General features: G+C 39.5%; 18 protein-coding genes, 7 tRNA genes and 1 riboswitch. Of the genes, 19 read left to right on the top strand and 6 right to left on the bottom strand.

What is annotated here, in order from left to right:
• Positions 1-13: 13 nt before the first annotated feature.
• Together AC0VYH_RS14580 and AC0VYH_RS14575 are read left to right on the top strand one after the other, a co-directional pair.
• A complete protein-coding gene (locus AC0VYH_RS14580) occupies positions 14-760 on the top strand; it encodes a sirohydrochlorin chelatase (RefSeq protein ID WP_430244249.1) in 747 nt (248 codons plus the stop codon).
• Positions 757-1320 carry an NAD(P)-dependent oxidoreductase gene (locus AC0VYH_RS14575; RefSeq protein ID WP_430244251.1) on the top strand — a complete coding sequence of 188 codons (564 nt, stop codon included), beginning with the start codon at positions 757-759 and terminating at the stop codon, positions 1318-1320. The genes AC0VYH_RS14580 and AC0VYH_RS14575 overlap by 4 nt, the downstream gene beginning before the upstream one ends.
• A 122-nt stretch (positions 1321-1442) precedes the next feature.
• Here AC0VYH_RS14575 and metH read toward each other — a convergent pair whose 3' ends face one another.
• From metH to AC0VYH_RS14550, 5 genes are all read right to left on the bottom strand, one after another.
• Entirely contained in the window at positions 1443-4829 is a 3387-nt protein-coding gene (gene metH / locus AC0VYH_RS14570) for a methionine synthase (protein ID WP_475373794.1), read from the bottom strand.
• A gap of 40 nt (positions 4830-4869) precedes the next feature.
• Positions 4870-6726, bottom strand: coding sequence for a bifunctional homocysteine S-methyltransferase/methylenetetrahydrofolate reductase (locus AC0VYH_RS14565; protein WP_475372671.1), 1857 nt, complete (start codon positions 6724-6726; stop codon positions 4870-4872).
• Complete coding sequence (gene metC, locus AC0VYH_RS14560; RefSeq protein ID WP_475372670.1) at positions 6723-7916, bottom strand: cystathionine beta-lyase; 1194 nt, start codon at positions 7914-7916, stop codon at positions 6723-6725. Before metC ends, AC0VYH_RS14565 begins: the two co-directional genes overlap by 4 nt.
• The gene (locus tag AC0VYH_RS14555; RefSeq protein ID WP_475372669.1) at positions 7903-9033 is read right to left on the bottom strand and encodes a methionine biosynthesis PLP-dependent protein; all 1131 of its coding nucleotides are present in this window, start codon (positions 9031-9033) and stop codon (positions 7903-7905) included. The genes metC and AC0VYH_RS14555 overlap by 14 nt, the downstream gene beginning before the upstream one ends.
• 73 nt (positions 9034-9106) lie before the next feature.
• A riboswitch (SAM riboswitch) is annotated at positions 9107-9217 on the bottom strand.
• An 85-nt stretch (positions 9218-9302) separates the two neighbouring features.
• The gene (locus AC0VYH_RS14550) at positions 9303-10112 is read right to left on the bottom strand and encodes a DUF1189 domain-containing protein (RefSeq protein ID WP_283153977.1); all 810 of its coding nucleotides are present in this window, start codon (positions 10110-10112) and stop codon (positions 9303-9305) included.
• 237 nt (positions 10113-10349) lie between these two features.
• Here AC0VYH_RS14550 and AC0VYH_RS14545 point away from each other — a divergent pair, with 237 nt between their 5' ends.
• The 10 genes from AC0VYH_RS14545 (at position 10350) to AC0VYH_RS14500 (ending at position 14382) form a co-directional block, all read left to right on the top strand.
• Entirely contained in the window at positions 10350-11978 is a 1629-nt protein-coding gene (locus tag AC0VYH_RS14545; RefSeq protein WP_283153978.1) for a Na/Pi cotransporter family protein, read from the top strand.
• A gap of 101 nt (positions 11979-12079) precedes the next feature.
• The gene (locus AC0VYH_RS14540) at positions 12080-12562 is read left to right on the top strand and encodes a DUF456 domain-containing protein (protein ID WP_194222183.1); all 483 of its coding nucleotides are present in this window, start codon (positions 12080-12082) and stop codon (positions 12560-12562) included.
• 134 nt (positions 12563-12696) lie between these two features.
• Positions 12697-12771, top strand: a tRNA-Asn gene (locus AC0VYH_RS14535).
• 3 nt (positions 12772-12774) lie between these two features.
• Positions 12775-12851, top strand: a tRNA-Met gene (locus AC0VYH_RS14530).
• Positions 12852-12873: 22 nt separating this feature from the next.
• Positions 12874-12949 (top strand) — tRNA-His (locus tag AC0VYH_RS14525).
• Between the two features lie 12 nt (positions 12950-12961).
• Positions 12962-13038: transfer RNA gene (locus AC0VYH_RS14520), tRNA-Ile, on the top strand.
• Between the two features lie 10 nt (positions 13039-13048).
• A tRNA-Ser gene (locus tag AC0VYH_RS14515) sits at positions 13049-13141 on the top strand.
• A gap of 56 nt (positions 13142-13197) precedes the next feature.
• Positions 13198-13274 (top strand) — tRNA-Met (locus AC0VYH_RS14510).
• A gap of 150 nt (positions 13275-13424) precedes the next feature.
• A tRNA-Phe gene (locus AC0VYH_RS14505) sits at positions 13425-13500 on the top strand.
• Between the two features lie 270 nt (positions 13501-13770).
• Positions 13771-14382 carry a superoxide dismutase gene (locus tag AC0VYH_RS14500; protein WP_194222182.1) on the top strand — a complete coding sequence of 204 codons (612 nt, stop codon included), beginning with the start codon at positions 13771-13773 and terminating at the stop codon, positions 14380-14382.
• 48 nt (positions 14383-14430) lie between these two features.
• On the opposite strand, the gene AC0VYH_RS14495 is transcribed toward AC0VYH_RS14500, so the two are convergent.
• Positions 14431-14721: a hypothetical protein gene (locus AC0VYH_RS14495; RefSeq protein ID WP_283153980.1), complete on the bottom strand. Its 291-nt coding sequence runs from the start codon at positions 14719-14721 to the stop codon at positions 14431-14433.
• A gap of 101 nt (positions 14722-14822) precedes the next feature.
• Here AC0VYH_RS14495 and AC0VYH_RS14490 point away from each other — a divergent pair, with 101 nt between their 5' ends.
• The 7 genes from AC0VYH_RS14490 (at position 14823) to phoU (ending at position 22888) form a co-directional block, all read left to right on the top strand.
• A complete protein-coding gene (locus AC0VYH_RS14490) occupies positions 14823-16067 on the top strand; it encodes an MFS transporter (protein WP_475372668.1) in 1245 nt (414 codons plus the stop codon).
• A 112-nt stretch (positions 16068-16179) separates the two neighbouring features.
• On the top strand, positions 16180-18201 hold the full coding sequence (locus AC0VYH_RS14485) for a peptidoglycan D,D-transpeptidase FtsI family protein (RefSeq protein WP_475367757.1): 2022 nt from the start codon (positions 16180-16182) through the stop codon (positions 18199-18201).
• A 289-nt stretch (positions 18202-18490) separates the two neighbouring features.
• Complete coding sequence (locus AC0VYH_RS14480; protein WP_194222178.1) at positions 18491-19453, top strand: PstS family phosphate ABC transporter substrate-binding protein; 963 nt, start codon at positions 18491-18493, stop codon at positions 19451-19453.
• Between the two features lie 79 nt (positions 19454-19532).
• Positions 19533-20465, top strand: coding sequence for a phosphate ABC transporter permease subunit PstC (pstC, locus tag AC0VYH_RS14475; protein ID WP_194222177.1), 933 nt, complete (start codon positions 19533-19535; stop codon positions 20463-20465).
• Positions 20465-21343: a phosphate ABC transporter permease PstA gene (pstA, locus tag AC0VYH_RS14470; protein WP_194222176.1), complete on the top strand. Its 879-nt coding sequence runs from the start codon at positions 20465-20467 to the stop codon at positions 21341-21343. Before pstC ends, pstA begins: the two co-directional genes overlap by 1 nt.
• A 54-nt stretch (positions 21344-21397) precedes the next feature.
• A complete protein-coding gene (pstB, locus tag AC0VYH_RS14465) occupies positions 21398-22207 on the top strand; it encodes a phosphate ABC transporter ATP-binding protein PstB (protein WP_194222175.1) in 810 nt (269 codons plus the stop codon).
• A gap of 21 nt (positions 22208-22228) precedes the next feature.
• Positions 22229-22888 (top strand): phosphate signaling complex protein PhoU, encoded by a 660-nt coding sequence (gene phoU, locus AC0VYH_RS14460; protein WP_194222174.1) that lies wholly within the window; start codon positions 22229-22231, stop codon positions 22886-22888.
• Positions 22889-22974 lie beyond the last annotated feature (86 nt).

Raw genomic sequence — 22974 nt, 5'->3', positions numbered from 1 at the left:
GAGGTGGTGGATAGTGAAAGCCGTTCTATATATATGTCACGGTAGTCGCGTAAAAGAAGGAAGAAATCAAGCGGTAGAATTTGTTGAGAAGTGTAAAAAAGAACTTGAGTATCCAATCCAAGAGACGTGTTTTCTTGAGCTTTCGAAGCCAGATATTTATCAGGGTATATCAACATGTGTACAACAAGGTGCGAAAGAAATTGTGGTAGTACCCGTCTTATTACTTGCAGCAACTCATGTAAAGAAGGACATTCCGAACGAAGTAGAGCGCGTCTCTGGAGAATTTCCATCGATAACTGTTCACATGGGATGTCCTTTAGGAGTACACGATAAGTTGATCTCTATTATAGAAGAAAGAGTTAGGGAGACAGGAGTTTCCATTCAACAAGATGCAAGTGCTCTACTTGTAGGGAGAGGAAGTAGTGATCCTGATATAATAAGAGATTTAGATCGAATCGCAAGGCGAATCCTTGAAAAGATGAGATTTAAAAAGGTCTCTGTGTGCTATCTTGCAGCTGCAACTCCAACCTTTGATGAAGGAATTAAACACGCTAAAAACGGCACTAATAGTCAGGTCTTTGTCATTCCTTATCTTTTATTTACAGGTGTTCTAATGAGAGAAATGGAACATAAAATAAGTAGGTTAGATGGAGATGGTCCAGATTTCTATCTTTGTCATTACCTCGGCTACCATGAATTTTTGAAAGATGTATTGAAAGAAAGAGTAATAGAAGCATATGAGATGGAGGTAAAGGTATGAGGGAATATCCGGTTACCCTTAACCTGGTAGGAAAAAAAGTTGTCATTGTTGGAGGGGGTCGTATCGCGCTTAGGAAGCTCAAAGGTCTACTTGGTTGCGGTGCGAATCTAAAAGTAGTAAGTCCTGATATTCACAGTGATATTAAGAAATATGTGGATTCTGACAATATTACCCTCGTGGAACGCGCAGTTAGGGAGTGTGATATACATAATGCGTTTTTAATTATTGTAGCGACCAATTCGTATGAAGTGAATGAATTTGTTGTCAAACATGCCGAAGATAATCAGCTAGTTAATGCATCACATCAGGCTGACAGAGGTAACGTGTCTCTACCTGCAACGTTGAGGCGAGGAAGACTAGTGATATCTGTTGTTACAGGTGGAGCAAGTCCGTTGCTCGCAAAGAAAATTCGAGATGACCTTTCGTTGCAATATGACCAGTCATATGGACAGTATGTAGAGAGTTTATATAAGAAAAGGCTGGAAATAAAGAGCAATAACATGTGTGAAAGTGAAAAGAAGGACATTTTAGAAAAAGCTATGAATAAGACATTTCTATAATCACATGCTATTGATTCGCTTAGACTATTTTTCTGTTTCAAGATCATCAATGATACGTTTGAAACGATCCTAAAATTACCATAAGATAAGAAAGGAGGAGCCCTGGCTCCTCCTTTTGTTTCTTATAAAACGTTAAAGTATCTTCCTTCTGGGTGAGCGAAAACCATTGCAGTGACAGAGGCTTCGGGCTCCATCATACATCCATCCGTTAATTCAATCCCAATGTCTCGGGGATGAATGAGTGCAAATAACTTGTTTTGATCTTCGAGTTCGGGGCAAGCAGGGTATCCAAAGGAAAAGCGTTGACCCTGATATTTTGCTGAAAATCGATTCTGCATAGTGAAATCTGTGGGGTCTGGGAATCCCCATTTATCTCTCATCAACTGATGAATGTGTTCAGCAAGACCTTCAGCAGTCTCTAGAGCTATTGCTTGTAGTGCATGACTTTCCAAATAATCACCTTTATTTTTTAACTCTAGAGAACGTTCTCGAATTCCTCTTCCCGCTGTAACAGCAAAGAATCCAACATAATCCATTTCACCACTTGATACCGAACGAAGGTAGTCAGCAAGACATAAGAAAGGTTCTTTTTGCTGACGAGGAAACGAAAACCGTTCAATAACTGTTTGATGATCATGTGGAGAGTAAATGATCACTTCATTCCCATTGGACTGTGCTGGGAAGAATTGATACTTCGCTGAGGGCTGTATCCAATTTTCTTTTTTCGCTCGAGTTAACAGCTGGTCAACCACTTCTTTTAAATGAACAGCCTTCTCGTTTTTTTCCTTTAATAGTCTTGATACCTTCCCTTTAAGACCCAGGTGATGTCCAATTAACATCTGCATATTTATATATGGCTCAATATGTGCAACAGAGTAATTTCTTAAAATATGCGGCTCGAGATCGTATGGCTGATAAACCTGCACATCAGTCGTTACATTAGAAACAGGTTTAACAGCAACGGCCGTTCCGTTATTAGAGCTAGTTTTCCTTTCTATGACAGGTTGAGTAGCTCTTTTTTTAAATTGCTCTTCCATAAGAGTTCTTTTTTCTTCTTCATTACTTAGCCGATTGGAAAGCGATAGTCCTTCCATTGCGTCCTTTGCATAAAAAACAGGTCCATCATACTCAGCTGAAATTTTATTATCGGTAAATTTACGTGATAGAGCCGCACCGCCTACCATAATTGGTATAGATATTTTAGCTTGCTTCATATCTTGAGCGGTCAGAACCATTTGTTGGGCAGATTTCACTAATAGTCCTGAAAGTCCAACAAAATCTGGCTGTTGCTCGTGAATCTGATGAATAAGATCGGTAGGGGTAACCTTGATTCCAAGGTCAACCACCTCGAAACCATTATTACTTAATATTATTTCAACTAGGTTCTTACCAATATCATGAACATCGCCTTTAACGGTTGCTAATAATACTTTCCCTTTGGTATGGGAGGCATCTTCTTTTTCCATGTGAGGTTCGAGGAAAGCGACGGAAGCTTTCATCACCTCTGCACTTTGGAGTACCTCAGCAACAATTAATTGGTTATCATTAAATAATTTACCCACCTCTGCCATCCCATTCATTAGAGGTCCATTGATAATTTGAAGTGGAGAACTGTATTCATTAAGGGCTTTTTCTAAATCCTGCAGCAAACCTTCTTTTGTTCCTTCTACTACATATAAACTAAGTCGTTCTTGAAGCGTGAGGTTCGACGTTTGTACTTTGCTTTCTTTCTTTTTACCACGATAATAAGCTGTAAAATCAGCAAGAGTCATGTCGTTTGTTTCGAAAAGAAGTTCATCTGCAAGCCGAACTTCTTTATCAGAAATGGAAGCGTATCGTTCTAATTTCTCAGTGTTCACAATTGCGTAATCTAATCCTGCTTTTGTACAGTGGTACAAATAGGCAGCGTTTAATACTTCTCTCCCTACAGGAGGAAGCCCAAATGATACATTGCTAATTCCGAGTATAGTCTGACAGTCCGGGAGCGCTTCTTTAATAAGCTTTATCCCTTCAATTGTTTCAGAAGCTGAGCCGATGTATTGTTCATCGCCTGTTCCGATTGGAAAAACAAGTGGATCAAAAATGATATCTGAAGATTTGAGACCGTATTTAGAAACGAGTAGCTCATGTGAGCGTTTGGCAACTTCGAGCTTACGTTCAGCTGTTATCGCCATCCCTGACTCATCAATAGTGCCAACTACAACGGCGGCGCCATATTTATGAATAAGAGGAGTGACAGCTTCAAATCGTTCTTCTCCATCCTCGAGGTTAATTGAGTTGATGATCGCTTTTCCTTGTGAATAAGAAAGGGCTTTTTCAATCACCGCGTCATCTGTTGAGTCAATGATAAGAGGGGTTTTTACTTTATTTACAACATATTTCATGAAATTCTCAATATCTGCAAGTTCGTCACTGTCAGGATTTGCTAGGCAAATATCGATAACCTGCGCTCCTTTTTTTACTTGTGAGCGAGCTATTTCAGAAGCCTCTTCAAATTTCTCCTCAGCTATAAGACGTTTGAATTTCCGTGAACCAATCACATTTGTCCGCTCTCCGACAAGAACAGGTCTTGTGTTTTCATCATAGATAAATGGCTCAATCCCTGAAATTGCGTGCGGGTGGGAGTGAGGTGCTTTTCTAGGCTGAACATTCTTCACAGAATCTGATATCGCTCTGATATGAGCAGGTGTCGTTCCACAACAACCGCCAACTACATTTAGCCATCCTTTTTCCGCAAATCCTCTAATTTTTAATGCCAAACTTTCTGGCGTTTCATGATAATGCCCCTCTTCATCTGGAAGACCCGCATTTGGATAGCAACTCACAGAAGTTGTGGCAAGATCTGATAGAGATCGGAGGTGATCTCTCATAAATTCTGGTCCTGTTGCACAGTTTAGACCAACAACAGCTGGGTTCATGTGTTCAAGTGATAAATAAAAAGCTTCAATGCTTTGACCTGCGAGAGTTGTTCCCATCGGTTCGATAGTACCAGAAATGATAAGGGGAACAGAACGATTGCTTTCTTTAAAAGATTTTGAAATCCCAATAAAAGCGGCTTTAACATTTAGCATATCCTGACTTGTTTCAACAAGGAGGAGATCTACGCCACCTTCTAGTAATCCTTTTGCTTGTAATTGATAGGATCGGCATAGAGCTTCAAATGTAGTGCCACCTGTAACAGATAATGTTTTTGTTGTTGGCCCCATTGAACCAGCTACAAAACGGGGCTTATCAAATGTCGTCACTTTGGAAACTGCTTCTTTTGCTAGAATGGCAGATGTGTAGTTAAGCTCTTCAGCAAGATGGCCAAGATTATATTCGTCGAGTACGAGATCGGTCGCTCCGAAAGTGTTCGTTTCAATAATATCAGCACCACAAGCTAAGTAATCATCATGTATTGAGGAGATAAGGTCTGGTCTTGTTAAAGATAAGTATTCGTTGCAGCCTTCGAAATCTTCACCACCAAAATCAGCGGGCTTAAGATTAGCCTGTTGAATCATTGTTCCCATGGCTCCATCAAGAACAAGAATTCTCTTCTTAAGTAGATCTTCAAATGAGGGGTAGACCACTATGAATCTTCCTTTCTTCTTCAATACGAGTTTTTTCTTTAATGTAACGAGTTAATTCTACTGTTAATTCGTAGCGCAAGAACGGTGTTATTAAATAAATGCCATTGAATAAATCGAATGCTGTATCAATTAAGGACTTTGCGATGGCGAGTCCTTCATTTTGTGACTCACTGGCATCGGTGGCTGTGGACATTCGCTTACGTATTGAATCAGATAATTTTATTCCTGGTACTTCATTATGCAGGAATTCGGCATTTCGGTAGCTTGTTAACGGCATGATTCCGATGTAAATAGGGCACGTTAAATGTTTTGTAGCTTCATGTACTTCGATTAATTGTTCTTCGCTATAGATAGGCTGACTAATAAAATAATCCGCCCCATACTGCTGTTTTTTCTCAAGTCTTGCGACAGCTCGATCAAGATGGCGAACATTAGGGTTAAAAGCTGCTGCGATCGAAAAGGAAGTCTTCATCCCAAGTGATTTACCGGAATAAGATAACCCGTTGTTGAATTGTTTGATTAACCGGATAAGGTCGAAAGATGATACGTCATATACAGAAGTTGCACCTGGAAAATCTCCTATTTTTGTAGGATCTCCAGTAACAGCGAGTACCTGATTAATTCCCAGTGTATGAAGCCCCATTATATGCGATTGTAATCCGATGATATTCCGGTCTCTACAAGCTATGTGCACGAGAGGGCGAACATTAAATTGTGACTGAATAGTTGATGCCATAGCTGTATTGCAAATACGAGGTGAGGCAAGGGAATTATCAGCTAGTGTAATAGCATCTACTCCGACTTCTTGTAGGGCCTTCGTACCTTGGAGATACTTCTTTGTATTTAGCTTCTTAGGCGGATCAAGCTCTACGATAACAGAACGTTGCTTTTGAGCAATTTCATGCAAGTGGGGCAAACGTTCTATGTTGTTTTCGGTTTGTGTGACTTCTTTAGCTATTACTTCTATTTTTTTATGAGTAATAGGTTTTGTTCCCTTTAAAGCTTTTGAAACAGCAGCAATATGTTCTGGTGTTGTACCACAACATCCTCCAATTAATCGAACACCTTGTTTGCGGAGAGATTCAGCACTTTGTTTAAAATAATCAGGGGCAGTGGGGTAAACCAATCGTCCCTCCTCATAGTCAGGTAAACTTGCATTTGGATAAGCAGAGAGATAACTAGTTGAAAGGGGGACCTCTTCAAAAGCTTGAATCATGTGATATGGCCCTAGTCTACAATTAACACCTGTCACATCTGCTCCAGACTTTTCTAATTGTTTAAGAGCAGATGGAAGGGAGGTCCCGTTTTGTAAAACCCCGGGTTCATGCATGGAAACTTGAGCTATTATGGGGAGGTTCGTTTGTTTTCGAGCAATCCCAAGGACTGATGAAATTTCTTCAAGATCGTAATAAGTTTCGAGTAAGATCCCGTCAACGCCCTCAAGTAGAAGACAGTATAACTGTTCTCTAAAGCTACGTTTGATTTCATCAAGAGAAGTCTTTTGAGTATTGATTCCTCGTATGCCACCGATCGTTCCAAATACATAAGTCGCTTTGTTTGCTGCTTGTCGAGCTAATTTAACAGCTTCAGTGTTCATTTCTTTTACAAGATCTTCAAGACCATATCTCGCTAATTTACTGTAGTTTGCTCCATAGGTGTTCGTTTGTATCACGTCTGAACCTGCTTCTACATATGCGCGGTGTATGTTTAATACTTGCTCTGGATGCGATAGGTTTAACTCTTCAAAACATTGATCTACCCCATATGAATAGAGAAGTGTTCCCATCGCGCCATCACCGATTAGAATATTGTTTTTTAATTTATTAAGGAAACTCATAGTTGACCACTCGCTTCGGAAGCGGAGTATTGCTTTCTAATAGCTGCAAATCCAATTTTGAAATCTTTTAATAAATCATCAGGATTTTCAAGTCCCACAGACAATCGCAATAATCCATCTGTGATGCCTTGTTTTCTTCGTTCTATAGGAGGCATAGAAGCATGTGACATTCTAGCTGGATAGGAGAGAATTGATTCTACGGCACCAAGACTTACCGCGAAAACAGGAATTTGAACATGCTTTGTGAATAGACGCACGGCATTTTCATCAGGTAACCGAAAGGACAAAACTGCACCAGGACCAGCGGCTTGATAAATATGAGTGGAGTGACCAGGGTGATAAGAAAGCCCTGGATAAAAGACTTCTTCTACCATCTTTTCTTTAGTAAGAGCATGCGCAAGACGAAACGCAGATCTAGACGATTGATCTAGCCGACAATGCAATGTTTTTAAGCCACGGAGAACTAACCAGGAATCGTGAGCGCTTAAAATCGATCCAAACGAGTTTTGCAGGAATGCAAGCTGTTCCGCTAATTCCTCACTTTTTACGGCAGCAAGACCAGCGACGACATCGCTATGTCCTGAAATGAATTTCGTAGCACTATGCAATACGATATCGGCTCCGAAGTCTAACGGACGTTGTAGAGCAGGTGTCATAAAGGTGTTATCGACAAATGTTAAACAATTATTCGCTTTAGCTAATTTAACAACGGCTTGAATGTCAGTTACCTTCAGCAAAGGATTAGAAGGCGTTTCGATATAGATTACTTTAGTATTGGATTGAATACCTCTCGCCACTTCATTTAAATCTGTCATGTCTACAAAAGTATGTTTAATTCCAAATCTCCCGAGAACGTCGTGAATCATGCGATACGTCCCACCGTAGACGTCTTCAGATATAAGAACGTGATCGTTTTGTGAAAGGAGCATAAACGAGGTGGCGATAGCGGCCATCCCAGAAGCAAACGCAAATCCCTTAACCCCACCTTCAAGATTGGCAATTGTTTCTTCAAGCGCTTCGCGAGTGGGGTTGCCTGAACGACTGTAATCGTATTTTCCAGGTTGGTCAAAATCCATCTGATGAAATGTAGAAGCCTGTTGGATAGGGACGCTAACAGCTCCCGTAGCTTTATCAAATTTGTGATCGTTATGAAGAAGTTTTGTTTGAAATGTATAATCAGTATTTGTCAATTTGAACAACCTCCTCTTTAAAAATGGACAATGCTTGATTCAGGTCCTGTATTAAGTCATCAATGTTTTCAATCCCAACAGAGAAACGTAGCAGTCGATTGCACACCCCTTTTTCAAGTCTGATGTCTTCTGGTATCTCAGCATGAGTTTGCGTTGAAGGATATGTGATAAAGCTTTCTACCCCTCCAAGACTTTCAGCAAATGTGACAAGTGTTAATTTTCTAAGAAAGAGATCTACCCATTCTTCGGAGCGCAATCTGAAAGAAAGCATCCCACCTTTATCTGGATAAAAAACGTCTGTTATTGCTTCATGATTTGTTAAAAATTCAGTTATCTTTCTGGCATTCTCTTCATGCTGCTTCATTCTGAGTGGCAAGGTTTTCATGCCTCTCATTAATAACCAGGAATCAAAAGGAGAAAGCACAGCGCCTGCACCGTTTTGGTATTGTTGGATTTCAGCGCAAATATTCTCACCTTTTGCAACCACAAGCCCTGCGAGAATATCATTATGACCGCCTAAATACTTAGTGGCACTATGCACGACGATATCCGCCCCAAGCAGTAGTGGGTTTTGTAGAAGAGGGGTGAACAAAGTATTGTCTACAATAAATAATAGGTCCCTGTTTTCTGTTATCCGTGCAATTTTTTCAAGATCTGTTAATTTCATTAATGGATTAGATGGATTTTCAACAAAAATGGCTTTTGTACGGTGAGTTAGGAGTGATGAAAGTTGTTCATTTCTTTGTGTATCAAAATATGTGAAGGAGATACCATAATGTTTTTCAGCATGGGCAAATAATCGATAAGTCCCACCATACAAATCATCTGAGACGAGAATATGGTCGCCGCTTTTGAATATGGCAAGGATTGCTTGAATCGCAGCCATTCCGGAACTAAAAGCAAATCCCTGATCACCATGTTCGAGTTCTGATATAGCGGATTCTAAAATGGATCGTGTCGGGTTTTTGGTTCTTGAATAATCGAATCCGGTGGATTGACCGATGCCTTCATGGCTATACGATGTGGAGAAGTACACTGGAGGATTTACCGCACCGGTTTTAGTATCTGAATGATTACCTAATTGGACAAGTAGTGTTTCTAACTGTTTATTCGACATAATCAATCTCCTTTTCATTGAATAAGGGCAATAAAAAAAGCCCTCTATAAGAAGAAGACTTTGGTTGCTCTTCTTCTTATCTTCCAAGTTGAAATCAACTTGCTGGAGTTAGCACCTTACCAGAAAATATCTGGTGGTTGCTGAAGCTTCATAGGGCCAGTCCCTCTGCTTCTCTTGATAAGAATTGAAAATATATGGAATTTTATTGTGTCGCTTTTTTCATAATCTACATCACTTTAAAGTGAAAAGCAAGGGATTTGAGTAAATTATCAAAATTTTTCTTCTGTTGAATCATTTGCTCGCTCGTTCGTTACACGTTTTTTTGGTAACGGGATTTCTTTAATCGTAAGATAAAGTAGCATGATGGCCACAATCCAATAAAGTAGGAATCCTAAAGGGACTGCTGTTTTAATGAGGGCCATAATCGCAAAGAAGAGTGTTGGAATTGTTACTGAATAAACAGATAAGACCCAAAGTTGTTTATAAGAAGCTTTTCTTCCGGTAATACTTCTCAATAGTAGTCCAATTGTAGCTAGTACGGTAACTCCTATAAACTTAAGGCCGGTTTGAAACAAATAGATAACGAATATCAGTAACGGAATAAAGATAGGGAGCAGGTTGTCCAGATTATTACTTAGCTCATTAACATCTTGCTTCGTGAAAGTCATCGAACTAAAGTTACTGTAATTAAACTCCTGTCTAGCACCGCTATCTACAACGATTACACGATCTTTTAGGAATGCGATAACGGAATCATATTGATCAACATCATCAGGCTTTGTCTGGTCTGTCGCATCAAAAATAAAAGTATTTTCATCATTTTGTCGAATAAGCGGTTCAGACTGTTCACTTGTTAAAGATCCGTCCTCTAAAGTGAATTCTGGTAGATCTGACATATGTGTTTTGAGATCCTCATAAGCGTTTGTAAAGGATAGAGCCGTCATAATTCCTACTGGCACAGAAGAAAGGAACATAAGTAAAAACACGTACAATATTGGCTTGCCTAGCTTTTGAAAACGGAATCTGGCCATCATCTTAGGGGAAAATAAGCTGTAGTAAAGTTGTTTAAAAACGTTCAAATTAATAATCTCCTTTCTAAATGTGGAGCGTTTCTCCACCCAATCAGTTTATCTTATATAGAGAGAAGGGAACAGTATTCTTGGTGAAACTTTATTGAAATAAATTTGTTTTCAGCATAATATCTTTACAAATCTATATTAACTCTTTACAAAGGGGGGAGCGATGTAGATAATAGACAAGGGACTTTGTTGAGTATTGTCGAAAAAAATAAAACATAAGTGCAAGGGGTTGAAATGATGGAACTCAACGTTCAGGAGATGATCTTTCAGTTTGTGGGAGGTCTTGGTATTTTCCTGTTTGGACTAAAGTATATGGGAGACGGCCTTCAACGATCAGCAGGTGATCGATTAAGAGACATTCTCGATCGTTTTACGACTAACCCGTTTATGGGTGTGCTCGCTGGGGTCATTGTAACTATTCTCATACAAAGTAGTTCAGGAACAACGGTTTTAACAGTCGGTCTTGTTAACGCAGGATTTATGACTCTGAAGCAAGCAATTGGCGTTGTAATGGGTGCGAACATTGGTACAACTGTTACAGCATTTATTATTGGTTTTCCTATTAAAGATTACGCACTTCCAATTATAGCCATCGGTTCTTTGTTAATTTTCTTCTTTAAAAACAAGAAAATTAACTACGCTGGTCAAATCGTCTTCGGATTTGGTGCGTTGTTCTTTGGACTTGAATTAATGAGTACGGGAATGAAACCACTTCGTAGCCTTGAGGCTTTCCAAGAATTAACAGTAAGCATGAGCTCGAACCCACTGTTAGGCGTTGTGATCGGTACAGTATTTACTGTCATTGTACAAAGTTCCAGTGCGACAATTGGTGTATTGCAAGGTCTTTATTCACAGAACGCAATGGATATTCAAGCTGCATTACCAGTTCTGTTTGGAGATAATATCGGTACAACGATTACCGCAGTTCTTGCTTCTATCGGTGCATCCGTTGCCGCTAGACGTACAGCACTGACTCACGTTATTTTCAATTTAATTGGAACGGCGCTTTTCCTAATATTCTTATTCGCCTATACGCCGTTTATTGAATACTTAAGAGATGCATTAAACTTAACACCGGAAATGACGATTGCATTCGGACACGGGATCTTTAACATTACAAATACTGTTATCCAATTCCCATTCATTGCCGGACTTGCCTATCTCGTTACAAAAATTATTCCTGGTGATGATGCAACGATTGAATATAAGCCAAAACACCTTGATCCAGTATTTATCGAACGCTCTCCATCTGTTGCATTAGGACAAGCTAAAGAAGAAGTGATTCGAATGAGCGGATTTGCTTATAAGGGTGTTAAAGAAGCATCAAATTATTTAACATCTAAGAGTCAGAAGAGCGCTGAAAAAACCGCTCAGTATGAAGAAGCTATTAACAACCTGGATAATAAAATTACAGATTACCTTATCCAATTATCAGCAACTTCTCTGTCTGGAGATGAGTCGACACGACACGGTATGCTAATGGACTCAGTTCGTGATATCGAGCGTATTGGCGATCATATGGAGAATATTGTTGAGTTGGTTGATTATCAAATAAGCAATAAAGTGAAGATGACTGACGTTGCTATGAAAGACCTTGATGAAATGTTTAATCTGACTCTTTCTGCACTCAATGAAGCCTTTGATGCACTTGATAAATGGGATGTAGCTAAGGCGCAGGAAGTTGTTAAGCTAGAAGATAAGATCGACAAAATGGAAAGAACGCTTCGTAAGCAGCATATCCTTCGTCTAAATGAGGGTGAATGTACTGGAAGTGCTGGAATTGTTTTTGTTGATATCATCAGTAACCTTGAGCGTATTGGTGACCATGCGGTGAATATTGCAGAAGCCGTCATTGGAGAAGAATAAATGCGGGAAGCAGAGGGATGCCTCTGCTTCTTTTTATCATTATATAGAAGAAAAGTGACATCTCCGCTAAAATAGAGTCAAGTTGAAGGGAGGTTGAAAGCGTGGATATTCTAATATGGTGCCTGATTATTGCGTCGTTCATCATTGCATTTGTGGGATTGATTTATCCGATTATTCCAGCCGTACTATTTATTTATGTTGGGTTTATCCTGTATGGGGTGTTTTTTGATTTTGGTTCAATGACTATTTCCTTTTGGATTGTTGAAGTTCTGCTGACGATGTTATTATTTGTTGCGGACTATGCTAGTAATTTATTTGGCGTGAAGAAGTATGGAGGGTCAAAGGCGGCGATATGGGGGAGTACAATTGGTTTACTTGTTGGCCCATTTGTCATTCCGTTTGCAGGGATCATCCTTGGACCATTTATCGGGGCTATCTTAGCTGAACTAGTTATTCATCGAAAAGCTTTTAAAGAATCTGTTCAAGTAGGTGTAGGTTCATTGCTTGGTTTTCTTGGTGGAGCTGTTATGAAAGGATTACTCCAAACGATCATGGTTGTTGTGTTCCTAGTGTATGTCCTATAAGTTCTTGATGACAAAATGAAAGCGTGATATAGTATTTTCATAACTGGAATTAAGATTAATTCAATTAAATTCGAAAAACTTATTGACGCTTTCTTTATCCATATGATATATTAGTTCTTGTCGTTAAGAAATATTCCACAGTAGCTCAGTGGTAGAGCTATCGGCTGTTAACCGATCGGTCGTAGGTTCGAATCCTACCTGTGGAGCCATATGGCGGTGTAGCTCAGCTGGCTAGAGCGTACGGTTCATACCCGTGAGGTCGGGGGTTCGATCCCCTCCGCCGCTACCATATATTTCAACGATACAACATGGCGGTTGTGGCGAAGTGGTTAACGCACCGGATTGTGATTCCGGCATTCGTGGGTTCAATTCCCATCAGCCGCCCCACTTATTACATAAGGACCCTTAGCTCAGCTGGTTAGAGCTGACGGCTCATAACCGTCCGGTCGCAGGTTCGAGTCCTGCAGGGTCCACCAAATGCATATCGGAGGAATACCCAAGTCTGGCTGAAGGGATCGGTCTTGAAAACCGACAGGGGCTTAGTCGCCCGCGGGGGTTCGAATCCCTCTTCCTCCTCCATTTTCTAAAAGTTAGCTTTCTAAAAAATGGATGCAAATTAAGTTCTTTTACATCATCGCGGGGTGGAGCAGTTCGGTAGCTCGTTGGGCTCATAACCCAAAGGTCGCAGGTTCAAATCCTGCCCCCGCAACCAAAATGAAATTCTTACTACGTCGAACATACTTCTTCGTCAGAATTTGATCGGATTGCCCTAGGGGCAACCTAAGCTCATAGCAAGGCCAAATTACTTTTAATGTAAATGCAAACTACATACTAATTAAAATTAATACTGATAACATGATTTGGCTCTGTAGCTCAGTCGGTAGAGCAGAGGACTGAAAATCCTCGTGTCGGCGGTTCGATTCCGTCCGGAGCCACCACTCAATAAAGATCCCACTCGTCAATTAATGACGAGTTTTTTTATGTTTTATGTATGTTATTACGCTGTTAATTCTCGATTTTTTTCTTTAAGATGTTTAATTCCATATACTGAGGGGAAACTTTATCTGTGTTGCGGAAATTCAAAGGTTTATTATTTGAAAACGCATGACAATTCTGCTAGTGTAAACTTGTGACGACATCATGTTCAAGTGGTGGCTAACGCTACCCTAACAGCAAGTTACATACTATATTTAAGGAGGAGATTCACAATGGCTAAATTTGAACTACCAGAACTACCTTACGACTACAATGCACTAGAACCACACATCGACGAAGAAACAATGAAGATCCACCACGACAAGCACCATAACGCATATGTAACAAAATTAAATGGTGCACTAGAAGGTCATGAGGAGCATGCATCTAAGAGCCTTGAAGATCTTCTTGGCAACCTTGACGCACTTCCTGAAGGCATTCGCACTGCTGTTCGAAACAATGGTGGCGGGCACGCTAACCACTCACTTTTCTGGCAATTGCTAAGCCCTAACGGTGGCGGCGAACCATCAGGTGATCTAAGCGAAGCACTTAAAAAGAAATTTGGTAGCTTTGAAAGCTTTAAAGAAGAATTTGCTAATGCTGCAGCTGGTCGTTTTGGCTCAGGCTGGGCTTGGCTAGTAGTAAAAGGTGGAGAACTTGAAGTAACAAGCACTCCAAACCAAGATACTCCAGTAATGGAAGGTGTTACACCAATTCTTGGGCTAGATGTTTGGGAGCATGCTTATTATCTTAAGTATCAAAACAAACGTCCTGATTACATCGCTGCATTCTGGAATGTAGTTAACTGGGATGAAGTTGCAAAGCGTTACGAAGCAGCTAAATAATTTACCAAGCTTTCAAAACCCCCGACATTTATGTTGGGGGTTTTTCTATTATGGTTCGATTAAGGTATAAATTGTTCCTAAATGGTGTAGCATGAAATTTATTATAAAATCTGTAAAATCACAGCCAGTTTCAAAATCATGAGGTGTACAAATCAGAACTTGATGATCTGTGATGGTTAATGAGATGAGATCATTTCGATATTGGATTTGAAGATAGTGCCTCATCCTATTAATAAAGAACGAGTGTTCATCATCTCCTATAAGATGTTGAACGCTTTGAAGTAGTTGGATTTGACTGTCTTCAGTAATGTAGTCTGTCCGATATAGAAAGTAATACATACCCAGTCCCCTTTCAAAAACAGTTTATCCTTTTTGTTTCATCCGCATAACGAACAGAATTTAAGTCAAAATAAGGGTGGATGAAAAAAGGGGAGTTTGTTATGAAAGTTATAAAACATATGATTGGTGAGATAGAAGTAACAAAAGATTTGTTGTTATTACTTACAATCGGTGGTTTATACGCGCTGAGTATTGCGCTCTCAAATACGTTCGTAAATGTTTACTTGTGGAAGCAGTCTGGTGAGTTTGCGGATATAGGTATATACAACCTTGCTGCGGTTATAAGTCAGCCGCTTACCTTTATTCTCGCAGGTAGATGGGCTAAGAAAATGGATAGAGTTATTGTATTGCGGATTGGAGTGATTTTTCTCGCTCTTTTCTATATAACAGTGCTTTTTCTTGGTCAGAACGCTAGTCATTTGCTTATCTTACTGGGCGCTTTACTCGGAATAGGGTTTGGCTTTTATTGGCTTGCATTTAATGTGCTAACATTCGAAATTACAGAACCGGACACAAGGGATTTCTTTAATGGATTCCTTGGTTTACTTACATCTTTCGCTGGGATGATTGGGCCAATATTTGCTGGTGTTATTATTTCAAGTCTAGAAGCATTCACGGGATACAAAGTAATATTTGCCGTCTCACTTGCTTTGTTTTTCGCAGCTGTAATCTTAAGTTTCTTTCTCGAACGTCGTTCTGCCAAAGGGACTTTTTCATTTACACGTGTTTTTCAAGAAAGAAAAGCGAATACAGATTGGCTTAACATTTTACACGCGCATTTTTTTCAAGGTATAAGAGAAGGTACCTTTATTTTCATTATCGTTGTCCTGGTTTTTATTACGACGGAAAGTGAGCTTGCAATTGGTACATTTGGACTTGTTAATTCAGGAGTATCGTTTTTAGCCTATTATTTGGCGACGAGATTGATTAAACCGCGATATCGTAAGAAGGCTATTTTATATGGCGGACTTATTCTTTACGCTTCGGTTTTCTTGCTTGTATCCGACCTAACGTTTGCCCGGTTGTTAATGTATGGTGTTTGTATTTCTCTTGCTTATCCACTTTTACTTGTTCCCTACATTTCGCTTACGTACGATGTGATCGGTAAGGCTTGGAATGCAGCTGAAATGCGGATTGAGTACATTGTCGTTCGAGAGGTGTACTTAAACTTAGGACGAATTGTTTCCGTTCTTTTATTCTTAATAACAGTAGCGTTATTCGACGATGAAACGAGCATTCCGATTTTATTATTAATTGTTGGTGCTGGCCATTCGTTTATTTACCTGTTTGTAAGAAAACTTCAAGCTCCCCATCCCCCAAACCCTTCTCCTGACACCGTACAATAGCTCATTAGACCCTTTACTTTTTTTATATCACTAAGTATAGTAAGTAGAAGAGAGAGCAGAGACACCTGTCTGGAACAGGTGTCTATATTTGTTTAAGGGAAGGGAGTCTATCGTGAACACGAAGAAAAAGAAAAATCATGTGCCTTTAAGGCTAAATATATTATTTTTATCTGTATTCCTTTTGTTTTCTACATTAATTCTTCGACTGGGCGTTATACAGATTGTAAATGGTGAAGAATACGAGCGTGTTTCTGAGCAAACTGAGAATGTTACAGCAGAATCAACAGCGCCTCGTGGGAAAATGTATGACCGTTATGGGCGAGTTCTGGTTGATAATAACCCTGAATTTGCGCTTACATATATCCGAACGCAGAATACTAAGCAAGCTGAGAGGCTTGAATTAGCTCAGAAATTAGCTGGGTATATTGAAAAAGATACAGATGATGTCATTGATCGAGATCTTAAAGATTATTGGATTGTGACGAATCCGGAAAAAGCGAAGGCAAAGCTAACGGAAAAAGAGTGGGAAGAACTTGAGTCGAGTGAAGCTTATCAGCTCCAAATTGAACGGATTAATGATGATGATTTAGAAGAGATTAAGAACGATCCACAAGAGCTTGAGGTAGCTGCTATCAAAAGGGCGATGGATACTGGGTACGCTTTATCATCTCAAACAATTAAGATTGGTTTAACTGAAGATGAAATTGCTAAAGTAAGTGAAAACCTTGGTTCACTACCTGGAATAGAAATTCAAGCAGACGCAACTCGAGAATATCCTTATGGAAATACTCTTCAAACAATTTTCGGAAGGGTCGGACCAATCCCTAAAGATGAGTTAGATTATTATGGTTTGAGAGATTACGAAAGAAATGACAAAGTGGGGATTAGCTATCTCGAGAAAGAATATGAAGAGTACTTAAAAGGTCAAAAAGAAAAGCAAACCTACGTGACCGACAAATCAGGAGAGCCAATTGGTGAACCGAAAGTAATTGAAGGACAAAGAGGAAACGATTTGGTCCTCTCATTAGACATCGATCTTCAAAAGGAAGTCGAGAAAATTCTCGATGAAGAGCTTCGTGATGCAAGACAATATGGGGCAACACGAGGCTATGTAGTCATGATGGATCCCAAAACAGGTGAAATTCTTTCTCTTGCTGGTAAGGAATATAGCAACGGAGAGTTTAAAGACCGAACGTTTGGAGTGATCGGTGACTCCTACGCAATGGGATCGACTGTTAAAGGAGCAACTGTTTTAACAGGTTATCAGTATGGTGTTATTAACCCGAATACGACGCTTGTGGATGAAGTTTTATACTTTAAGGACGAAGGTAAAAAATCTTCTTATACGGCTAATGCGATGGGGCCTATATCAGACCTAGTTGCTTTACAAAGATCTTCAAACGTATATATGTGGAAAATCGCGATGAAGATGGCTGACTATGACTATGCTCCGTACGAAAGTAGTAGTTATGACCCTTCAGCTTACGATGAGCTAAAAGAGTCATTCTCTCAGTTTGGTCTAGGCGTTAAAACCGGGGTTGATCTCCCTGGTGAAAGTGCAGGATTAAACGGAGGTGTGAATGAATTCGGTAAAATTCTCGATTTTGCAATTGGACAGTATGATACGTATACACCAATGCAAATGGCTCAGTATACCTCTACAATCGCAAATGGCGGCTATCGTATTGAGCCACACATATTAAAAGAAGTTCATGAACCTTCTGAAAAAGATGGTCTATCAAATACTATTCTTTTCCAAAACACTCCAGAGGTGTTAAACAAAATTAAAATGAGTGAAGAAGAAGTGACACATGTCCAAAAGGGGATGTGGATGGTTATGAATACGGCAAATGGAACCGCAGGTACACATTATCCTTACTTCCAAAGTGATGATTATCAAGCTGCTGGGAAGACTGGAACAGCGCAAATCGGAGATGGATATAATTTAACCCTTGTTGGCTATGCACCTTATGATAATCCCGAAGTAGCCTTTTCTGTAGTAGTTCCAGAAGTAAATGATTCTTCTTCAGGATATGTTAATAAAAAAATAGGTGGACGCGTTCTAGATGCTTATTTTGATTTAAAAGATGAAGCGAAGAAACCTATTGAGGCTAACAAAAAAGAAACAGAATAGCATTTCATGAAAAACCGCTGAAAAGCGGTTTTTTTTATTGTTTAAGGACAAATTAATGAATAATATCTGTCAGATTGAGGTGAAGTGATAGGCTGAATGCATTGCAAAAGTAAGGTATGCCCCAAAAAAGACTAATTAAAACGTTTTCCGACACGCATTTACAATCTCTTTACATTCGGTTTATACGACATTAATATCTAGCCTGTATTCTAAGAATTGTGATTGAGAGGCCAGTACACAAACAACCTGGTTGGTCACAAGTACAAACATCCATTTAGGGGGAAATTACATGAAGTTCAAAGGTATTATGCTCATGGTAGTTATGTCGCTAGTAATGGTTTTCGCAGCAGCTTGCGGGAATAACTCTGGTAATACAGAAAACTCTGGTAGCACAAACAGCGATGGTGAAGTTTCTGGAGACGTACTAATGGACGGATCTTCTACAGTATTTCCAATCATGGAAGCTGTAGCTGAAGAATATGCTTCCGCACAACCTGACGTAAAAGTAAGTGTTGGTGTTTCAGGATCTGGTGGCGGATTCGAAAAGTTCGCAGCTGGAGAAACAGACATGAGTAACGCTTCTCGTCCGATTAAAGAAGAAGAAGTTTCGGCGCTTGAAGAAGCTGGAATTGAATTCACTGAATTTGAAATTGCAAAAGACGGCCTTTCTATCGTTGTTAACTCTGAAAATGACTGGGTAGATCAGCTTACAATCGACGAGCTTAAAATGATCTGGACTGGCGAAGCAACAATGTGGAGTGACGTTAACTCTGAATGGCCTGAAGAAAAAATCGAACTATTTAGCCCAGGTACGGACTCTGGTACGTATGATTACTTTAATGAAGTTGTTCTAGAAGATGAGCAAATGGTAAAAGAAGCAACACTTTCTGAAGACGACAATGTACTTGTAAATGGTGTAACTGGTTCTAAAAACGGTATGGCATTCTTCGGATATGCTTACTATCTTGAAAATAAAGATAGCTTAAATGTTATTCCAATTGTTAACGGTGACGGCGAAGCAATAGAGCCGAATGCAGAGACAATTCAAGACGGATCTTATGAACCACTTTCCCGTCCACTATTCACTTATGTGAAACATTCTGCAGTAACTGATAATCCAGCTGTTTATGATTTCACTAAATACGCACTTGAGAACGCTGGAGATATGGCTGAAGCAGTAGGTTACGTAGCTCTTCCAGAAGAAAAGTATACAGAAGATATGGATAAGCTAAACGAAATCGCTGGTAAATAAGAATAAATTAAAGCAGATTGGTGAGGAGTTCATACTCCTCACTTAATCCTGTTTTGCTCTTTGTGAGGGGGAGTAATAAATGCAAAGCTCAGTTCGTCAAATGATTAAAGACAAAAAAGAGAAAAATCAAGCACGAGCGAAGTTTATGGAGAAACTTGTACCGGGCTTATTGCTTTTATGTGCAATTATTTCGGTATTAACAACGCTCGGAATTGTGTTTACACTGATTGTCGAAACAATCACCTTTTTTAACCATGTGTCTATTGTTGAGTTTTTTACAAACAAAGATTGGTATCCATTCTTTGAAAGTGATCCTGATTACGGTATTTGGCCACTTATTTCAGGAACACTTATGATTACTGGAATTGCCATGCTGGTTGCTATCCCGTTTGGTCTTGCAGCAGCCATTTATTTGAGTGAATATGCAAGTGATCGTGTAAGAAGATTTATTAAACCGATTCTAGAAGTATTAGCAGGTATTCCGACAATTGTGTATGGTTTCTTTGCTTTAACCTTTGTTACACCTGTACTACAGAACATTATTCCGAGCTTACCGGTCTTTAATGCGTTAAGTCCTGGTATTGTTATTGGAATCATGATTATCCCCATGATTGCATCGCTTTCTGAGGATGCGATGAGTTCTGTTCCGAATGCAATTAGAGAAGGTGCGCTTGGTGTTGGGGCAACTCGTTTTGAAGTAGCTGTGAAAGTTGTGTTGCCAGCAGCTTTATCAGGAATTATTGCATCCTTTGTGCTTGCGATTTCTCGAGCAATTGGTGAAACGATGATTGTAACAGTAGCGGGTGGTGCAACACCTAAGCTTACATTAGATGTTACGGAATCGATCCAAACGATGACATCTTATATTGTCCAGGTAAGTCTTGGTGATGCCGGATTTGGAACGACAATTTATTACAGCATTTATGCTGTCGGTATGACGCTCTTCCTATTCACGCTTATCATGAACCTTATCGCGCAATATATTTCTCGTAGATTCAGGGAGGAATACTAATGCAATTAGTAGATCAGGCAAAAGTTAAAAGTAGAATGCAAACCAGATTAACACAAAATAAAATTCTTAAAGGAATCTTTTTTGGTGCAACGATGTTTGCCCTTGTTGTACTTGTTATCTTGTTATATCGGATATTCACTCAAGGAATTGGTTATCTCGACCTTCAGTTCTTTCAAAATTTCGCATCGCGTTTCCCTGAGAAAGCTGGGATCAAAGCAGCCTTCTTTGGTTCACTTTGGTTAATGGCTGTGATTGCTCCAGTTTCACTCATTCTTGGTGTAGGAACTGCGATATATCTCGAAGAATACGCAAAGAAAAATAAGTTTACAACTTTTATTCAAATCAATATATCCAATTTGGCTGGCGTACCTTCAATCGTTTTTGGTTTACTCGGACTAACTGTATTTGTTCGTATGTTGGAAATGGGGCGTAGTGTTCTTGCAGGTGGACTAACGATGAGCTTACTTATTCTACCAATTATTGTAGTAGCAGCTCAAGAAGCCGTTCGCTCTGTTCCAAAAGAATTACGTGAAGCTTCTTATGCAATGGGTGCTACAAAATGGCAAACCATCAAGAAAGTAGTACTTCCTGCTGCTATTCCTGGAATACTTACAGGAGGAATTCTTGCCCTTTCTCGAGCAATTGGGGAAACAGCTCCACTTCTAATGATTGGTGCACTAACGTTTGTAGCCTATTTACCTGAGAATTTACTGTCCGGATTTACAGTAATGCCTATTCAAATTTTCAACTGGACAAGTCGTCCACAAACGGAATTCCACGATGTAGCAGCAGCTGGTATTATTGTACTTCTCGCAATGTTGCTCATTATGAATTCAATTGCTGTATTAATACGAAATAAATTCTCAAAGAGACTGTAGATTGAATAAAACTCTCATCAATGTGAAAAGGGGATTTTGAAATTGAAAACAATCATGGATGAAAAAAAAGTTGTGAAAGCTCCTCGTTCAGAAAAACAGAATAAAGAGGAGAAATCAGTTTATAGCATTCAAAATTTCAATCTTTGGTACGGTAAAGATCAAGCACTTAAAGATATCAAATTTGAAATTCCAGAAAATCAGGTAACAGCCATCATCGGGCCATCTGGGTGTGGGAAATCAACCTTTATTAAAGCACTTAACAGAATGGTAGAAATGGTGCCGATTGTAAAAATGTCTGGTGATATTAATTATCGAGGGAAAAACATTTTTGAAAACAAATATAAAGTAGAAGACTTGCGCACAAAGGTAGGTATGGTTTTCCAGAAACCGAATCCATTTCCAAAGTCAATCTATGAAAATGTTGTTTATGGCCCTAAAATTCATGGAATTAAAAATAAAAAGGTTTTAGATGAAATCGTAGAAAAAAGCTTAAAAGGCGCAGCGCTTTGGGAAGAAGTAAAAGATCGTCTTAACGAGAATGCCTACGGTTTATCCGGTGGGCAGCAGCAGCGTCTTTGCATTGCGCGTTGCCTTGCTATTGAGCCTGACGTGATTCTAATGGATGAACCAACTTCTGCTCTTGACCCAATTTCTACCCTTAAAGTAGAAGAGCTTGTTCAGGAATTGAAGAAGGATTTCAGTATTATTATTGTAACTCACAACATGCAACAAGCAGCTCGTATCTCTGATAAAACCGCCTTTTTCTTAAACGGTGAAGTCGTTGAGTTTTCTGATACGAATCAGCTGTTTTCTAATCCAACTGACAAGCGTACAGAAGATTATATTACAGGCCGTTTCGGTTAATAAATTCGGGGGTGAGCAACCATGGTAGTAAGAGAGAATTTCCAGGAACAGTTAGATGAGATAAAGTCACAACTACTTGAACTCGGATCACTAGCACAAATAGCAGTTGATGATGCGATTACAGCATTAAAAGCTCAGGATGTTAACAAAGCTCTTGAGATCATTGAAAATGACCATAAAATAAACAGACTTGAGGAAGAAATTAATGAAAGAGCGATCTGGTTAATTGCCAAAGAGCAGCCGCTTGCAACAGATTTGAGAAGACTCATCTCAGCACTTAAAATTACAACAGATGTTGAGCGTGTTGGAGATCTTGCGGTCAACATTGCAAAGTCGATTATCCGTATTGGCGACAAGCCATTCGTAAAGCCAATCGAAGAAATCCCAGCGCTAGCTGAGAAAGCAAATAACATGTTGAGAGAAGTTCTTGCGTCTTTCTATGATGAAGATGTGAATAAGGCTATGGCTGTTGCTGATGCAGATGATGAAATTGACAACATGTATGGTCGTCTTGTGAAGGAGCTACTTGAGTTAATGACCGAACATCCTGAAAGTGTTAGTCAAATTCAACAGCTTTCATTTATATGCCGCTATGTTGAACGTATTGGTGATCACTGTACGAACATTTCCGAAAGCGTGATTTATGTTGTGAAGGGGAAACGATACGACCTTAATGCATAGTGATCGAACCACACTCTAAATTAGAGTGTGGTTTTTTCATATAATTAGAAAGCTTAAGTAATGACCTGTCCACTCGTGCAATAAAC

It is taken from the genome of Anaerobacillus sp. QJM3NY_32, assembly GCF_056173645.1.
Note: the sequence above shows the minus strand (reverse complement) of the source record. Positions and strands in the feature narration are given on the sequence as shown.

Excerpts from the sequence above, each read along its gene's own strand:
- AC0VYH_RS14490 (WP_475372668.1), top strand. The coding sequence starts at position 14,823 with ATGAAAGTTATAAAACATATGATTGGTGAGATAGAAGTAACAAAAGAT.
- pstA (WP_194222176.1), top strand. The coding sequence starts at position 20,465 with ATGCAATTAGTAGATCAGGCAAAAGTTAAAAGTAGAATGCAAACCAGA.
- metH (WP_475373794.1), bottom strand. The coding sequence starts at position 4,829 with ATGGGAACAATGATTCAACAGGCTAATCTTAAGCCCGCTGATTTTGGT.
- AC0VYH_RS14575 (WP_430244251.1), top strand. The coding sequence starts at position 757 with ATGAGGGAATATCCGGTTACCCTTAACCTGGTAGGAAAAAAAGTTGTC.
- phoU (WP_194222174.1), top strand. The coding sequence starts at position 22,229 with ATGGTAGTAAGAGAGAATTTCCAGGAACAGTTAGATGAGATAAAGTCA.
- AC0VYH_RS14500 (WP_194222182.1), top strand. The coding sequence starts at position 13,771 with ATGGCTAAATTTGAACTACCAGAACTACCTTACGACTACAATGCACTA.
- AC0VYH_RS14495 (WP_283153980.1), bottom strand. The coding sequence starts at position 14,721 with ATGTATTACTTTCTATATCGGACAGACTACATTACTGAAGACAGTCAA.
- AC0VYH_RS14555 (WP_475372669.1), bottom strand. The coding sequence starts at position 9,033 with ATGTCGAATAAACAGTTAGAAACACTACTTGTCCAATTAGGTAATCAT.
- AC0VYH_RS14480 (WP_194222178.1), top strand. The coding sequence starts at position 18,491 with ATGAAGTTCAAAGGTATTATGCTCATGGTAGTTATGTCGCTAGTAATG.
- AC0VYH_RS14565 (WP_475372671.1), bottom strand. The coding sequence starts at position 6,726 with ATGAGTTTCCTTAATAAATTAAAAAACAATATTCTAATCGGTGATGGC.
- pstC (WP_194222177.1), top strand. The coding sequence starts at position 19,533 with ATGCAAAGCTCAGTTCGTCAAATGATTAAAGACAAAAAAGAGAAAAAT.
- AC0VYH_RS14545 (WP_283153978.1), top strand. The coding sequence starts at position 10,350 with ATGGAACTCAACGTTCAGGAGATGATCTTTCAGTTTGTGGGAGGTCTT.
- pstB (WP_194222175.1), top strand. The coding sequence starts at position 21,398 with ATGGATGAAAAAAAAGTTGTGAAAGCTCCTCGTTCAGAAAAACAGAAT.